Raw genomic sequence first — 16,135 nt, forward strand, 5'->3', positions numbered from 1 at the left:
ACATCGTCCTTCCCGCCACGGCGCGGTCACGGCAGGGCTCTAATACGATACCGTGGGTAGCGATATGAAAGCAGACCCGTCGCCGGGTGACAAGACCGCGGGCGCCGGTCGCCCGCGAGATCCGCGTATCGACGCTGCCATACTGCGCGCGACCGCGGATCTACTTGTCGAAATCGGCTATTCGAACGTCACGATGGCCGCCGTCGCCGAGCGGGCCGGCACAACGAAAACAGCCCTGTACCGGCGATGGTCGAGTAAGGCCGAGCTCGTCCACGAGGCCGCGTTCCCGGTGACCCCCTCGGCGATCGACACCCCGCCCGGAGACATCGCCGCGGACCTGCGCGCGATGATCCAGGCTGCGCGCGACGTCTTCACCAGCCCCGTGGTGCGGGCCGCGCTGCCCGGACTGATCGCCGACATGTCGGCCGACGCCGAGCTCACCGGTCGGGTCGCGGCGCGCTTCACCGACCTGTTCGGTGCGGTGCGCACCCGGCTGCACGGCGCCGTCGAACGCGGCGAGGTCCGGCCCGGCGTCGACCCGGACCGGCTTGTCCACCTCATCGGCGGCGCCACGCTGCTGGCGCTGCTGCAGACGCCGGACGACCTGGACCACCCGTCGTGGGTGGACAGAACCACCGACATCCTGCTTCACGGCATCGTCACTTAGCCGGTCCTCGAGCAGAGCGGGTCAGGGGGAGCTGATCTGGTCCTTATTGCGCCGGGTGACCGCGCTGAACCGGTCGCCCAGGCCTTCGAGATCTTGCGAATCGCGGTGCTGGGCGAACGCGATCTTCTCCTCGGCCGCCAGCGCCGGCTCGGTCACCGCGGCAGCCCCCGTCGTGTAGATCTCCTTGAGGCTGCGCATCGTCGGCGCCGGCACCTCCGCGATCTGCGCGGCCAGCTCGACAGCCCGGCCGAGCAGATGCTCGTGCGGCACCACTTCGGTGACCAGCCCGATGCGTTCGGCGCGTGCCGCGTCGACCACCTCTCCGGTCATCGACAGCCGCCGCGCCATCGCCGCCCCGACCAGGTGCGGCAGCCGCGCCGTCATCCCGCCGCCGGGCAGGATCCCGACCCGCGCGTGGGTGTCGGCGAACACCGCACGCTCAGAGGCGATCAGGAAGTCGCACCCGAGCGCCATCTCCAGCCCACCGGTGAACGTCGCGCCGTTGATCGCGCCCACCACCGGGGTGCGCATCTGCGCCACCGCCGCGATGCAGCTCTGCGAACGGAACTCGGAGAAGTATGAAAGTCCGTCGCGCGCAGCCTCTTTGAGGTCCACCCCGGCGCAGAATGCCGGGTCGGCGCCCGTCAGCACGACCGCGCGCACGGTATCGTCGGCGTCCGCTGACGTCAGGGCCGCGTAGGAGGCGCGGATCAGATCGCGGCTCAGTGCGTTCTGGGCAGCCGGGCGGTTCAGGGTGAGCACCCGCACGCCGTCGTGGTCGGCGGTCAACACCAGCTCAGACGTCATGGCTACGTTCGTATCAGAAGAACCGGTCCGCCGAGTTCGCCAGGTCCAGCAACGGCTGAGGCAGCGCGCCCAACGCGAACGTCACAGCCGCGGTGACGGTCACCACCGCTGTGGTCAGCGCACTGGGCACCACCGCGACCGGCGCGTCGTCGGGGCGGTCGGTGAAGAACATCAGCACGATCACCCGTACGTAGAAGTATGCGGCGATCGCGCTGGCGATCACCCCGACGACCACCAGCGGTATCGCCCCGCCTTCGCCGGCGGCCTTGAACACCGCGAACTTGCTGACGAACCCGCTCGTCAACGGGATCCCGGCGAACGCCAAGAGGAACAACGCGAAAACGATACCGACCACCGGGTAGCGCTTACCCAGCCCGGCCCAGCGCTCCAACGCGCTGTCCTCTTCGCCGTCGGCGTCGCGGACCAGACCGACCACCGCGAATGCGCCCACGGTGGAAAAACCGTAGGCGAACAGATAGAACAACGTCGACGACAGCCCGGCTTCGTTGCCGGCGATCACACCGGTCAGGATGAAGCCGCTGTGCGCGACCGCCGAGTACGCGAGCATCCGTTTGACATCGTTCTGGGTGACCGCGGTGACAGTGCCCACCACCATCGTCAGGATCGCGATCGCCCACAGCACCGGGCGCCAGTCGTCGCGTAGCTCAGGCACCGCGACATAGAACAGTCGCAGCATCGCACCGAACGCCGCGATCTTGGTCGCGGCCGCCATGAACGCGGTGATCGGGGTAGGCGCCCCCTGGTACACGTCGGGGATCCACGAATGGAACGGCACTGCACCGACCTTGAACAACACGCCGACCAGCAGCAACGCGACCCCGAGCAGTGCCAGCGACGTCTTGCCGGACCCAGACGCCACCGCATCGGCGATGCCCTGCAGGTTCAGAGTGCCGGCGTACCCGTACAGCATGGCCGCGCCGTACAGGAAGAACGCCGACGAGAAGGCGCCCAGCAGAAAGTACTTCAGCGACGACTCCTGCGAGAGCAGGCGTCGCCGGCGAGCCAGCCCGCACAGCAGGTACAGCGGAAGAGACAACACCTCCAGCGCGATGAACATCGTCAACAGATCGTTGGCAGCGGGGAACAACAGCATGCCGCCCACCGCGAACATCGTCAGCGGGAAAACCTCGGTCTGGACCACACCCGCTCTGGTGGCCAGTTTCTCGGCGACACTGCCCGCGACCGCGGAGGCCTGTGGTGTGAACGCTTCCAACCCCCGGGACTCACTGCCGGCCGACGCCTTCTGGCGTTCACCGATCAGCAGGATGCCCAACACTCCGACGAGCAGGATGGTGCCCTGCAGGAACAGTGCGGGCCTGTCGACGGCGATCGCACCCATCACCGCCTCAGAACCGTTTCCGTCGGGCAGGTCCTGCGCGACGAGCAGAACTGCGGCGAACGCCGCGACCAGTCCGGCGAGGCTCAGCGCCACCTGCGCGGGATAGCGCAGTCGGCGCGGAAGCAGCGCTTCAGCCAGCACGCCGAGCACCGCTGCGGCAAGCACGATCAGCATCGGGGAGACCAGGCCGTATTCGACCGTCGGGGTCGGGATGTTCATCGCGCCGGGCCTTCCGCCATCCGGGGTGTCGGGTCGGGTCGGTCGATCGTGGTCAGCGTGTGCGTTACCGCAGGGTTGATCACGTCGAGTGCCGGTTTCGGATACACCCCGAGCACCAGCAGCAGCGCGATCAGCGGTGCCACCACGGCGATCTCACGCGGCACCAGATCGCGGATCCTGTGCTCACCCTCGGCGAGCACCGCCGGGGGTGGGCCGGTCATCATGCGCTGGTACATCCACAAGACGTAGATCGCCGAAAGCACAAGTGCGCTCGCGGCCAGGACAGCAAATACCGGGTACCGCGTGAAAGTGCCGATCAGCACCAGGAACTCGCTGATGAACGGCGCCAACCCGGGCAGCGACAACGTCGCGAGCCCGGCGATCAGGAACGTGCCCGCCAGCACCGGCGCCAGCTTCTGCACGCCGCCGTAGGCGTCGATGAGCCGGGATCCCCGGCGCGACACCAGGAAACCGGCGATTAGGAACAGCGCCGCGGTGGAGATGCCGTGGTTGACCATGTACAGCGTGGACCCGGACTGCCCCTGGGTGGTCATCACGAAGATGCCCAGGATGATGAATCCGAAGTGGGAGATCGAGGAGTAGGCGATCAGCCGCATGACGTCGGTCTGACCGATCGCCACAACCGCACCGTAGACGATGCCGATCACCGCCAGCGTGATGATCACTGGGCTGAAATACGTTGCCGAGTCCGGGAAAAGCGGCAGGCAGTAGCGGATCATCCCGAACGTGCCGACCTTGTCCATGATCGCCATCATCAGGACCGCACTGGCCGGGGTCGCCTCCACCGCCGCGTCGGGCAGCCAGCGGTGAAAGGGCCACAGCGGCGCCTTGACCGCGAACGCGAACATGAACCCGCCGAACAGCAGGTGCATCACCGCCGGGTTGACGACGAACTCACCGCTCGCGACCGCCGCGACGATCGCGCGGAAGTCGAAGGTGCCCGCCTCGAACGCGTCGCTGCCCGCCGTCGCGACATAGAGGCCGACCACCGCGGCGAGCATGATCAGGCCGCCGAACAGGTTGTACAGCAGGAACTTCACCGCGGCTCTGCTCCGCTGCCGGCCGCCGAAGCCGCCGATGAGGAAGTACATCGGGATCAGCATCGCCTCGAAGAACACGTAGAACAGCAAGATGTCCAGCGACACCAACGAGATCAGCACCATGCCGTCGACGGCCAGCGTCAGTGCGAAGTAGATGTGCACCGACCTGCCGCCCCAGCTCAGCTCGTCGCCGGCGTCGTGCCATCCGGCGACGATCAGCAGCGGAAGCAACACCGCGGTCAGCACCACCAGAGCCAGTGCGATGCCGTCGACGCCGAGGATGTAGCCGGTGCCGAACGACGGTATCCACCGGTAGTTCTCGACGAACTGGAACTGCTCGCCGGCCGGGTCGAAGCCGACCGCGATCACCGCCGCGACGGCCAGCACGATCAGCGACACCGCCAGCGCAACCCACTTCGCCAGGGAGCGCGCCGCGGCCGGCAATACCAGTACCAGCACCGCGCCCACCATCGGCACGGCCCACAGCACGGTCAGCAACGGAAGCGACGTCACCACAGATTCACCGCCAGGATCGTCGCGGCGACGAGGACCGCGCCGGCCAACATGGACAACGCATAGGACCGCGCGAACCCGGTCTGCAGCAGGCGCAGCCCCGAGGAGAACCGTGAAACCCCGGCCGCAAGCCCGCTCGCCGCACCATCGACGGCGTCGTCGTCGAGCTCAACCAGGCCACGGGTGAAGGTCCACCCGGGCCGCATCAACACCTTTTCGTTGAACGCGTCCCCATAGAGGTCCTGGCGGGCCGCCACCGTGAGCGCCGTGCCCGCAGGCACCTGCCCGGGAACGGCCTTGGCGCCGTACATCCGGTACGCGACTGCGACGCCCACGGCCACCACCGACAGCACGATCACGGTCACCACCCACACCGGCATGACATGGTGGATCTCGCCGGAGCCGACCACCGGTTCGAGCCAGTGCTCCAGGGCGCCGCCGACCGCCAGCGCGCCGCCGGCGGTCACCGAGCCGATCGCCAGCACGATCATCGGCAAGGTCATCACCGCGGGCGCCTCATGGGGATGCAATCCCGGTCCTTCCCCGGTCGCCTCGTTCGCCCAGCGCCTCTCGCCGAAGAACGTCATCAGCATCACCCGGGTCATGTAGAACGCGGTGATCCCGGCACCGAGAATCGTTGCGCCACCGAGAAGTACGCCCTTGATGCCGCCGGCGCCGAGCGCGACCTCGATGATGCCGTCCTTGGAGAAGAACCCGGCCAGCGGTGGAATGCCGATGATCGCCAGATAGCCCAGACCGAACGTGACGAACGTGATCGGCAGCGCCTTGCGGAGTCCGCCATAGCGGCGCATGTTCACCTCGTCGTCCATCGCGTGCATCACCGAACCCGCACCGAGGAACAGCCCCGCCTTGAAGAAGCCGTGCGTGAGCAGGTGCATGATCGCGAACGCGTAGCCGGCCGGGCCCAGCCCGGCCGCCAGCACCATGTAGCCGATCTGGCTCATCGTCGACGCGGCCAGCGCCTTCTTGATGTCGTCCTTGGCGCAACCGATCACCGCGCCGAACAGCAAGGTGACCGCGCCGACCACCACGACGGCAGTCTGCGCGTGCGGGGCGAGGTCGAAGACCGGGCCCGAACGCACGATCAGATACACCCCTGCGGTCACCATCGTGGCCGCGTGGATCAGCGCCGACACCGGCGTCGGACCCTCCATCGCGTCACCGAGCCAGGACTGCAGCGGCACCTGCGCCGACTTTCCGCACGCCGCCAGCAACAGTGCCAGGCCGATCGCGGTCAACGTGCCCTCGCCGAGTCGCGGTGCGGCGTCGAATACCGCGGTGAACGACAGGGCGCCGACCGCGCTGAACATGATCATCATTGCGACGGCGAGTCCGATGTCGCCGACCCGGTTGACGACGAACGCCTTCTTGGCCGCCGTCGCCGCCGACGGCTTGTGCGACCAGAACCCGATCAACAAATACGACGCGAGCCCCACTCCCTCCCAACCCATATACAGGCCGAGGTAGTTGTCCGCGAGCACCAGCAACAGCATCGCGGCGACGAACAGATTGAGGTAAGCGAAGAAACGTCGCCGGCCGGGATCGCCTTTCATGTAGCCGATCGAGTAGATGTGGATCAACGATCCGACACCGGTGATCAACAGCGCGAAACACATGGACAGCTGGTCCAGTTGCAGCCCGAAGTCCACCCGCAACTCACCGACCGCCACCCAGCTGAACAGGGTCTCGCGGGACATCCGCTGCTCGCCGTCACGGCCGAGCATGTCGGCGAACAGCACTGCCGCGCAGACGAAAGACGCGACCGAGGCCGCGGTGCCCAGCAGGTGACCCCACCGGTCCGAGCGTCTGCCGGTCAGCAGCAGGATCACCGCACCGGCCAGCGGCAGGGCGATCAGCAACCACACTGGTGTCGTCATCCGTGCCTCAGTGCTCTCTCTTCTTCGCGCAGGCGCTCATCAGTGCTCTCTCTTGTTCGCGCAGGCGCTCATCAGTGCTCTCTCTTCTTCGCGCAGGCGCTCACTGGTGCTCTCTCTTCTTCGCGCAGGCGCTCATCAGTGCTCTCTCTTCTTCGCGCAGGCGCTCATCAGTGCTTCAGCAGGTTGGCCGCGTCGACGCTGGCGGAGCGCCGGGTCCGGAAGATGGTCATGATGATCGCCAGCCCGATCACGACCTCGCAGGCGGCGACCACCATCGTGAAGAACGCGACCACCTGGCCGTCGAGTTGGCCGTGGAGGCGGGCGAACGCGACGAAGGCGAGGTTCGCGGCATTGAGCATCAACTCGACGCACATGAACATCACGATGGCGTTGCGCCGCAACAGCACTCCCGCCGCGCCGATGGTAAACAACAGCGCGGACAGATACAGGTAATGGTCGGGACTCATCGGGTCTCGTCCTTTACGAAACGCTCATCGGTGACATGCTCTTCGCGCAAGCGCTCATCGGTGACATGCTCTTCGCGCAAGCGCTCATCGGTGACATGCTCTTCGCGCAAGCGCTCATCGGTCGGGACCGGGCGTACCTGAAGGATGGCGCTTACCGACAGTTCCGACCCAGACCCGTCCGGCAGACGGGCCGGAACATCCACGGCGTTGTGCCGGGCGTATACACCGGGGTTGGGCAGTGTCGTCGGGTGCGCGCCCGGCGCGAAACGTTCGATGGCCAACTCGCGCTGAGTCTTGCGCCGCTGGAAGCGTTCCCGGTGGGTCAGCACCATCGCGCCGAGTGCCGCGGTGATCAGCAGCGCGCCGGTCAATTCGAACGCCCACAGGTACCGGGTGAAGATCAGCGCCGCCAGACCCTCGACGTTACCGTTGCCGTTCGCCTCGTCGAGTCCGACGAAACCGGTGGAAGCGACGTTGCCGATGCCGGCCACCAGCAGCACCCCGAAGCCCAGGCCGACCGCGATGGCCGCGACCCGTTGTCCGCGCAGCGTCTCCACCAACGATTCTGCCGAGTCCACGCCGATGAGCATCAGCACGAACAGGAAGAGCATCATGACCGCGCCGGTGTACACCACGATCTGAACCACGCCGAGAAAGGGTGCGCCCTGGGCGATGTACAGCACAGCGAGCGCAATCATGGTGGTGGCCAGCGAGATCGCCGAGTACACGGCCTTGCGCGCGGCGACGACGCCGAGCGCGCCGGCCACCGACACGCCCGCAAGCACCCAGAACAGCACCGCCTCACCCATGTCCGCTCCTCAACTGCTGTCCCGGGCGACGGGCCCGACGTTGCCGAGGTAGTAGTCGTCGTCGGTGCTGCCGGGCGCCATCGGGTGTGGCGGAGGCTCCATGCCGGGTTCCAGCGGGGCCAGCAGCTTGTCCTTGCCGTAGATCAGATCAGTGCGGTTGTCGTCGGCCATCTCGTAGTCGTTGGTCATCGTCAGCGCCCGGGTCGGGCACGCCTCGATGCACAAGCCGCATCCGATGCACCGCAGATAGTTGATCTGGTAAACCCGGCCATATCGCTCGCCGGGAGAGAACCGTTCGTCTTCGGTGTTGTCGGCGCCCTCGACGAAGATCGCGTCGGCCGGGCAGGCCCATGCGCACAGCTCACACCCGATGCACTTCTCCAGGCCGTCGGGGTAGCGGTTGAGTTGATGCCGGCCGTGGTAGCGCTTGGCAACAGGACCGGGCTTTTCCGGGTACTCCTCGGTCACCGGTTTCTTAAACATCGAGCCGAAGGTGACTCCGAAACCTGCGACCGCGTCGAGGAACTTAGGCATCCGCACTCTCCTTGCGACGGTCCTTGGCGGGCAGCGGGGGCACCGGGTAGGCGCCGCCCCCGGCCGGTGGGACGGGTTCACGGCGACTCCGTGTGGCGCGCCTTCGCCGTCCGCCCACCAGCACCAGCGGCAGGGCCGCGACGACCGCAACACCGATCAGGGCGGTGGTCCAGGTCTGCACGCCCTGGTCGAGCAGTGCGCGGGTGGTCGCCACGATGACGATCCAGCCCAGCGACACCGGGATCAGGATCTTCCACCCCAGCGCCATGAACTGGTCGTAGCGCATCCGCGGGAGGGTGGCGCGCAACCACATGAAGAAGAACAGGAACAGCCACACCTTGGCGGTGAACCACAGCACCGGCCACCAGCCGCTGTTGGCTCCCTCCCAGAGGCTGATCGGGAACGGAGCCCGCCAGCCGCCGAGGAACAGCGTGGTGGCCAGCGCGGACACCGTCGTCATGTTCACGTATTCGGCCAGCATGAACATCGCGAACTTCAGCGAGGAGTACTCGGTGTGGAATCCGCCGACGAGTTCACCCTCCGCTTCGGGAAGGTCGAAAGGTGCGCGGTTGGTCTCGCCGACCATGGCAGTCAGGTAGACCAGGAATGACGGCAACAGCAGGACGACGAACCACGTGTCGTTCTGCGCCGCGACGATGCCGGAGGTCGACATCGTGCCCGCATAGATGAACACGGCGACGAACGACAGCGCCATGGCGATCTCGTAGGAGATCACCTGCGCCGTCGAGCGCAGCCCGCCCAGCAGCGGATACACCGACCCCGACGCCCAGCCGGCCAGCACGATGCCGTACACCCCGATCGAGGTCACCGCCAGGATGTAGAGCACTGCGACCGGCAGATCCGTCAACTGCAGTGCGGTGCGGTGGCCGAACACCGACACCTCGCCGCCGAGCGGGATCACCGCGAACGCCATGAATGCCGGGATCACCGCGATCACCGGGGCCGCCAGATAGATGCCCTTGTCGACCCCGGCGGGGACAAGTCCCTCTTTGAGCGCGAGCTTCACGCCGTCGGCCAGCGACTGCAACAGGCCACGCGGACCGACGCGGTTCGGACCGAGGCGCATCTGCATGCGTCCCAAGATCTTTCGCTCGATCAGGATCGCGGCGAGCACGGTCAGAACCAGGAACCCGAAGATGCCGACTGCCTTACCGACCATCAGCCACCACGGATCGTGCCCGAACAGTGTGGGGTCGGGGTAGGTCATGCCGGGCTCCGGTCAGATTGGCCGTTCTGGCCGCAGCCGGACGGGGCGCGACCGATCGACACCAGCGCTCCCGTCGTCACACCCAGGCTTCGGTGCACGTGGCTGCCGGGTGAGTTCAGCGGCACCCAGACCACACGGTCGTCCATGTCGGCCACCGTCAACGGCAGCGTGATCGCGCCGCGGGCGGTGCTGACGGACACGAGTTCACCGGCCGCGACACCGATCTCGTCCGCCGTGGCCGGCGAGAGGCAGGCCACGGGCGCTCTCGCCGTACCGGCGAGGTGTGGTTCACCATCCTGCAGCCGTCCGTCGTCGAGCAGCATCCGCCAGCCCGCCAGCACGGCCTGACCGTGCTGCGGTTGTGGCGGCGACGGATCAACCTGCGGAGCGGCGGCGCGGTTTCCCGACCACATCCCGAGGCGGACCCGTTCCTGCGCAGCGGTTGCCAGGCCGAGGTCGACCCCGATCTCGTCAGCCAGGAGGCTCAGCACCCGCAGATCGGAGATCGCGTTGCTCTGCAGTGCCGGTCCGAACGCGCGACTGCGGCCCTCCCAGTCGAGGAAGGAGCCCGCCTTCTCGGCGACGGGCGCGACCGGGAACACCACGTCGGCACGTTCGGTGACATCGCTATGGCGCAACTCCAGGCTGACGACGAACGGGGCCGCCTCCACCGCGGCGCGGGCGGCGTCGGGATCGGGCAGGTCGTCGAGTTCGACGCCGCCGAGCAGCAACGCGCCCAACGTGCCGTCACGGGCGCCGGCAAGGATCGTCGAGGTGTCGCGGCCCGGGACGTCCGGGAGGTCGTCGACGTGCCATGCGTCGGCAACCTGCCGGCGGGCAGCGGGGTCGCCGACCGGTCGACCGCCCGGCAGCAGGTTCGGCAGCGCGCCCGCCTCCACCGCCCCGCGATCTCCGGCGCGCCGCGGTATCCACGCCAGGCGCGCCCCGGTGTTCTCGGCGAGTCGTGCCGCCGCCGTCAGCGCGCCGGGGGACACGGCGAGGCGCTCTCCGACCAGGAGCAGCGCACCGGCCATCGACAGCAGTTCGTCGCCGGCCAGCCCGTCCAGAGCGGCCGCCTCGGAACCCGGGGCGCACCGGATCAGCCGGCCCGACAGCTTGCCGAGGGCACGGGTGGCCAGCGGCGCGATCGACAGCACCTGCAGTCCGTGTTTGCGGACGGCCTTGCGCAGGCGCAGAGAGACGATCGGTGACTCCTCTTCGGGTTCCAGACCCGCCAGCAGCACCGCTGGCGCCTTCTCCAGATCGGCGTAGGTCACGGTCATGGGCAGGCCCGCGATATGCGCGGCGAGGAAGCCGGCCTCTTCCGCATTGTGCGGTCTGGTCCTGAAGTCGATGTCGTTGGTGTTCAACACCATTCGCGCGAACTTGGCGTAGGCGTATGCGTCCTCGACGGTGGCCCGGCCGCCGACCAGCACACCGGTGCTGCCTGCGGCCGCGGCCAACCCGGCCCCGGCGACGCTGAGCGCCTCCGACCACGAGGCCGGCCGCAGGGCGCCGCCGTCACGCACCAGCGGTGTGGTGAGGCGGTCGCCCACCGTGGTGTAGGTGAACGCCCACCGACCCTTGTCGCAGTTCCATTCCTCGTTCACCTCGGGATCGTCGCCGGCCAGGCGGCGCATCACCTTGCCGCGGCGGTGGTCGGTGCGCTGCGCGCATCCCGACGCACAGTGCTCACATACGCTCGGGCTCGACACCAGGTCGAACGGCCGCGCCCGGAACCGGTACGCGGCGCCGGTCAGCGCACCGACCGGGCAGATCTGCACGGTGTTGCCGGAGAAGTACGACTGGAACGGTTCACCCGGCGCGATCCCGACCTGTTGGCGCGCACCGCGTTCCAGCAGATCGATGAACCGGTCGCCGGCGATCTGATCGGAAAAGCGTGTGCAGCGGGCGCACAGCACGCAGCGTTCCCGGTCGAGCAGCACCTGCGACGAGATGTTGATGGGCTTGGGAAACGTCCGTTTGACGTCCTCGAATCGGGTCTCGGCACGGCCGTTGGACATCGCCTGGTTCTGCAGCGGACATTCGCCGCCCTTGTCGCAGACGGGACAGTCCAGCGGGTGGTTGATCAGCAGCAGTTCCATCACGCCGTGCTGGGCTTTATCGGCGGCCTCTGAGGTGTACTGGGTGCGCACCACCATCTCGGGGGCCACGGTGGTGGTGCACGACGCCAACGGTTTGCGTTGTCCTTCCACCTCGACGAGGCACTGTCGGCAGGCACCCACCGGGTCGAGCAGGGGATGGTCGCAGAAGCGCGGGATCTGCAGCCCGATCAACTCGGCGGCGCGGATCACCAACGTGCCCTTGGGCACCGTGACCTCGTTGCCGTCGATGGTCAGGGTCACCATCTCCACCGGTGGCGCGTCGTGGCTGTGCTCTGCGAGGGTCATGCGCCCACTCCTTCCGGTGCGGCCAGCATCGACGCGTACGGGTCGAACGGGCATCCGCCGGCGGCGAGGTGCGCTTCGTACTCACCGCGGAAATACTTGAGCGAGGACATGATCGGACTCACCGCCCCGTCACCCAGCGCGCAGAACGACTTCCCGAAGATGTTGTCGGAGATGTCGAGCAGTTTGTCCAGATCCGCCTCGGTGCCCGCACCGGTCTCGAGACGCTCGTAGATCTGCGCCAGCCAGTAGGTGCCCTCACGGCACGGGGTGCACTTGCCGCACGACTCGTGCGCGTAGAACTGCGTCCACCGGCGCACCGCCCGCACCACACAGGTGGTCTCGTCGAAGATCTGCAGCGCCTTGGTGCCGAGCATGGACCCGACACCGGCCATGCCCTCGTAATCCAAGGGCACATCCAGGTGTTCGGCGGTCAGGAGCGGTGTCGACGATCCGCCCGGCGTCCAGAACTTCAGTGAGTGCCCGGCGCGGACCCCGCCGGCGTACTCGAGCAACTGCCGCAACGTGACACCGAGCGGAGCCTCGTACTGACCGGGTGTCGTGACGTGACCGGACAACGAGTACAGCGTGAAACCAGGTGACTTCTCCGAACCCATGGACCGGAACCAGTCGACACCGTTGAGCATGATCGGCGGCACGCTGGCGATCGACTCGACATTGTTGACCACGGTCGGGCATGCGTAGAGTCCTGCGACGGCCGGGAAGGGCGGCCGTAACCGGGGCTGGCCGCGCCGGCCCTCCAGTGAGTCCAGCAGTGCGGTCTCCTCACCGCAGATGTAGGCGCCGGCCCCGGCGTGCACGATGAGCTCCAGATCGAAACCGGACCCGTGGATGTCGGTGCCGAGATGTCCCGCGGCGTAGGCCTCGGCGACCGCGGCCTGCAATCGCCGCAGCACCGGCACCACCTCACCGCGCAGGTAGATGAACGCGTAATGGGCCCGGATCGCGTATGCGGCGATGATCGCGCCCTCGACCAGGAAATGCGGGCTGGTCAGCAGCAGCGGAATGTCCTTGCAGGTGCCGGGTTCGGACTCATCGGCGTTGATCACCAGATAGTGCGGCTTGGCGGCGGCGCCCTCCTTCCCCTGGGGAATGAACGACCACTTCGTCCCGGTCGGGAAACCCGCGCCTCCGCGTCCCCGCAGTCCGGAGTCCTTCACTGTGGCGATCACGTCGTCGGGTGTCATGGCCAGCGCCCGGTCCAGTGCCTGGTACCCGCCGTGGCGGCGATAGGTGTCCAATGACCACGGTTGTGGCTCGTCCCAGAACCGGCTCAGCACCGGGGTCAGCGTGTTCATCGGTGATCCGCCGCCTTCGGGTCGGTTTCCGGTGTCGACGGCCGCGCCGGGACGTCGGCCGACGGTGCCGGTGCCGGTTGGTCTTTCACGGCCTCGGCGGCTTCGGCCTGCCCGTCCGCCGACGGTGCGGCATGCCCGGAATCGGAGGTGTCCGACGGCGCACCGCCATCTGGTGCCGACATGCCGTGCTTGCGGGCGAACCGCAGCCCGGCCAGTGTCGCCGCACCGACCTCTCCCGGTGCCACCTCGTCACACGGGCCGGCAAGCCCGGCAAGGATTCTCGCCGTCTCCCGGAAGGTGCACAGCGAACCGCTGCGCGACGGCGTCGGTGGGCGACCCGAGCGCAGCGCATCCACGAGATCTCGGGCCGAGGCCGGGGTCTGGTTGTCGAAGAAATCCCAGTTCACCATCACCACCGGGGCGTAGTCACAGGCGGCGTTGCACTCGACATGCTCCAGCGTGACCGCCCCGTCCGCGGTGGTCTGGCCCGGTGCGACACCCAGGTGCGTCTCCAGGCTCTCCAGGATCGCGTCGCCGCCCATCACCGCGCAGAGGGTGTTGGTGCAGACCCCCACCAGGTAATCGCCGGTCGGTTCGCGCCGGTACATCGAGTAGAACGTCGCGACCGCGGTCACCTCCGCGTCCGTGAGACCCAACTGTGCTGCACAGAAAGCAATTCCGGCCGGGGTAAGGTAGCCGTCCTCGGATTGCACCAGGTGCAGAAGAGGCAGCAGCGCCGACCTCGCCTGCGGGTAGCGGGCCACGATCGTCGCCGCGTCTGCCTCCAGCCTCGCGGTCACCTCGGCGGGATACCTCGTGGGCCCGTGAACCGGGGGACCGGGCTCGTCAGGCCGCTGGCCCAGCTCCAGAAAGACGTTGGTCATCTGTCCACCCCGCCCATCACCGGGTCGATCGATGCCACTGCCGTGATCGCGTCCGCGACCATGCCTCCCTCACACATCGCCGCCACGGCTTGGAGATTGGTGAACGACGGATCCCGGTAGTGCACCCGGTAAGGGCGTGTCCCGCCGTCGGAGACCATGTGCACCCCAAGCTCGCCGCGCGGCGATTCGACCGCGACGTAGACCTGCCCGGCCGGCACCCGGATCCCCTCGGTCACCAGCTTGAAGTGGTGGATCAGACCCTCCATCGAGTGACCCATGATCTTGGCGATGTGCTCGGGGGAATTCCCCAGACCGTCGGGTCCGACCTTCAGGTCGGCAGGCCATGCCAGCTTCTTGTCGGCGATCATCACCGGCGCACCGGACAATGGCTCGAGACGGTCCACGCACTGCTCGACGATCCTGATCGACTGGTGCATCTCCTTGACTCGGATCAAATACCGGCCATAGGAGTCGCACTGGTCGTCAGTGATGACGTCGAACTCGTAAGTCTCGTAGCCGCAATAGGGTTGGGTCTTCCGTAGGTCGTGGGGTAGGCCGGTGGACCGCAGCACGGGACCGGTGATGCCCAGCGCCATGCACCCGGTCAGGTCGAGATAGCCCACCCCCTGCGTGCGGGCCTTCCAGATGTAGTTCTCGTTGAGCAGGTCCTCCATGTCGCGAAGCCGCGCCGGCAGCACCTTGAGCAGGTCGTGGAGCTGGGGGAGCGCCTCATCGGGCAGGTCGGCGGCCACCCCGCCCGGCCGGATGTAGGCGTTGTTCATCCGCAGCCCGGTGATCGTCTCGAACACCGAGAGAATGAGTTCGCGTTCGCGGAAGCCGAGGAACATCGCGGTCATGGCGCCCAGCTCCATGCCACCGGTCGCCAGCGCGACAAGATGACTGGAGATCCGGTTGAGCTCCATCATCATCACGCGGATCACCGAGGCCCGTTCCGGGATGTCGTCGGTGACCCCGAGTAGCTTTTCCACGCCGAGGCAGTAGACGGTCTCGTTGAAAAACGGTGACAGATAGTCCATCCGGGTCACGAACGTGACACCCTGCGTCCAGTTCCGGAACTCCAGGTTTTTCTCGATACCGGTGTGCAGATACCCGATGCCGCACCGGGCTTCGACGATCGTCTCGCCTTCGATCTCCAGGATCAACCGCAGCACACCGTGCGTGGACGGGTGCTGCGGACCCATGTTGACGACAATGCGCTCACCGGCGTGCTCGGCCGCGTTCTGCCTGGCCGCAGTGACGACTTGATCCCAGTCCTGGCCGCCGACGACCACCACCCGTTCGGGCGGTTGCTTCGAAGTGGTCATCAGTTGTATGCCCTCCGCTGGTCGGGAGGCGGGATCTCGGCGCCGTGGTATTCGACTGGAATGCCGCCCAGTGGATAGTCTTTCCGCTGCGGATGGCCCACCCAGTCGTCCGGCATCTCGATCCTGGTCAGCGATGGATGGCCGTCGAAGATCAGGCCGAAGAAGTCGTAGGTCTCACGTTCGTGCCAGTCGGTGGTCGGATAGACACGAAACAACGAGGGGATGTGCGGGTCGGCATCGGGAGCGGCCACCTCGATGCGCATCCGCCGGTTGTGCGTGATCGACATCAGCGGATAGACCGCATGGAGCTCGCGGCCCGCGTCGTCGGGATAATGCACACCGCTGACGCCCAGGCACAATTCGAAACGCAGTGCCGGGTCGTCGCGCAAGGTCTGGGCCACCTCGACGAGCCGGTCGCGGTGCACTTCGACGGTGAGCTCGTCGCGGTAGACCACCACCCGCTCGATCGATTCGGCGTAGGTCTCTTCGCCCAGTGCGGCTTCCAGCGTGTCGACGATGTCGTCGAAATACCCCCCGTACGGCCGCGGGGAGCCGCCCGGAAGCGCGACCGGACGGATCAGGCGGCCGTAACCCGAGGTGTCGCCGGAGCCCTCGGCGCCGAACATGCCCCGGCGC

Annotated in this window: 14 protein-coding genes; 1 reads left to right on the forward strand and 13 read right to left on the reverse strand. The window is 67.3% G+C overall.

The window, feature by feature from the left end:
* Positions 1 to 64 precede the first annotated feature (64 nt).
* A complete protein-coding gene (locus KXD97_RS16610) occupies positions 65 to 667 on the forward strand; it encodes a TetR/AcrR family transcriptional regulator (RefSeq protein ID WP_260751129.1) in 603 nt (200 codons plus the stop codon).
* Between the two features lie 21 nt (positions 668 to 688).
* On the opposite strand, the gene KXD97_RS16615 is transcribed toward KXD97_RS16610, so the two are convergent.
* From KXD97_RS16615 to KXD97_RS16675, 13 genes are all read right to left on the reverse strand, one after another.
* Positions 689 to 1,474, reverse strand: a complete 786-nt coding sequence (locus KXD97_RS16615) for an enoyl-CoA hydratase (protein WP_260751130.1) — start codon at positions 1,472 to 1,474, stop codon at positions 689 to 691.
* Positions 1,475 to 1,487: 13 nt separating this feature from the next.
* A complete protein-coding gene (nuoN, locus tag KXD97_RS16620; RefSeq protein ID WP_260751131.1) occupies positions 1,488 to 3,053 on the reverse strand; it encodes an NADH-quinone oxidoreductase subunit NuoN in 1,566 nt (521 codons plus the stop codon).
* Positions 3,050 to 4,627 carry an NADH-quinone oxidoreductase subunit M gene (locus tag KXD97_RS16625; protein WP_396884212.1) on the reverse strand — a complete coding sequence of 526 codons (1,578 nt, stop codon included), beginning with the start codon at positions 4,625 to 4,627 and terminating at the stop codon, positions 3,050 to 3,052. The genes nuoN and KXD97_RS16625 overlap by 4 nt, the downstream gene beginning before the upstream one ends.
* Positions 4,624 to 6,525 carry an NADH-quinone oxidoreductase subunit L gene (nuoL, locus tag KXD97_RS16630; protein ID WP_260751133.1) on the reverse strand — a complete coding sequence of 634 codons (1,902 nt, stop codon included), beginning with the start codon at positions 6,523 to 6,525 and terminating at the stop codon, positions 4,624 to 4,626. The genes KXD97_RS16625 and nuoL overlap by 4 nt, the downstream gene beginning before the upstream one ends.
* Before the next feature lie 167 nt (positions 6,526 to 6,692).
* Entirely contained in the window at positions 6,693 to 6,992 is a 300-nt protein-coding gene (nuoK, locus tag KXD97_RS16635; RefSeq protein ID WP_260751135.1) for an NADH-quinone oxidoreductase subunit NuoK, read from the reverse strand.
* The gene (locus tag KXD97_RS16640) at positions 6,989 to 7,801 is read right to left on the reverse strand and encodes an NADH-quinone oxidoreductase subunit J (RefSeq protein WP_260751136.1); all 813 of its coding nucleotides are present in this window, start codon (positions 7,799 to 7,801) and stop codon (positions 6,989 to 6,991) included. Before KXD97_RS16640 ends, nuoK begins: the two co-directional genes overlap by 4 nt.
* Positions 7,802 to 7,810: 9 nt before the next feature.
* Entirely contained in the window at positions 7,811 to 8,335 is a 525-nt protein-coding gene (gene nuoI / locus KXD97_RS16645) for an NADH-quinone oxidoreductase subunit NuoI (RefSeq protein WP_260751137.1), read from the reverse strand.
* Entirely contained in the window at positions 8,328 to 9,563 is a 1,236-nt protein-coding gene (gene nuoH / locus KXD97_RS16650) for an NADH-quinone oxidoreductase subunit NuoH (protein ID WP_260751139.1), read from the reverse strand. Before nuoH ends, nuoI begins: the two co-directional genes overlap by 8 nt.
* Positions 9,560 to 11,974 carry an NADH-quinone oxidoreductase subunit G gene (locus tag KXD97_RS16655; RefSeq protein ID WP_260751140.1) on the reverse strand — a complete coding sequence of 805 codons (2,415 nt, stop codon included), beginning with the start codon at positions 11,972 to 11,974 and terminating at the stop codon, positions 9,560 to 9,562. The genes nuoH and KXD97_RS16655 overlap by 4 nt, the downstream gene beginning before the upstream one ends.
* A complete protein-coding gene (nuoF, locus tag KXD97_RS16660; RefSeq protein ID WP_260751141.1) occupies positions 11,971 to 13,290 on the reverse strand; it encodes an NADH-quinone oxidoreductase subunit NuoF in 1,320 nt (439 codons plus the stop codon). Before nuoF ends, KXD97_RS16655 begins: the two co-directional genes overlap by 4 nt.
* The gene (nuoE, locus tag KXD97_RS16665) at positions 13,287 to 14,174 is read right to left on the reverse strand and encodes an NADH-quinone oxidoreductase subunit NuoE (protein WP_260751142.1); all 888 of its coding nucleotides are present in this window, start codon (positions 14,172 to 14,174) and stop codon (positions 13,287 to 13,289) included. The genes nuoF and nuoE overlap by 4 nt, the downstream gene beginning before the upstream one ends.
* On the reverse strand, positions 14,171 to 15,499 hold the full coding sequence (gene nuoD, locus KXD97_RS16670; RefSeq protein ID WP_260751143.1) for an NADH dehydrogenase (quinone) subunit D: 1,329 nt from the start codon (positions 15,497 to 15,499) through the stop codon (positions 14,171 to 14,173). The genes nuoE and nuoD overlap by 4 nt, the downstream gene beginning before the upstream one ends.
* Positions 15,499 to 16,125: an NADH-quinone oxidoreductase subunit C gene (locus KXD97_RS16675; protein ID WP_260758011.1), complete on the reverse strand. Its 627-nt coding sequence runs from the start codon at positions 16,123 to 16,125 to the stop codon at positions 15,499 to 15,501. Before KXD97_RS16675 ends, nuoD begins: the two co-directional genes overlap by 1 nt.
* Between the last annotated feature and the right edge of the window lie 10 nt (positions 16,126 to 16,135).

The organism is Mycobacterium sp. SMC-8, assembly GCF_025263565.1.
GTDB lineage: Bacteria > Actinomycetota > Actinomycetes > Mycobacteriales > Mycobacteriaceae > Mycobacterium.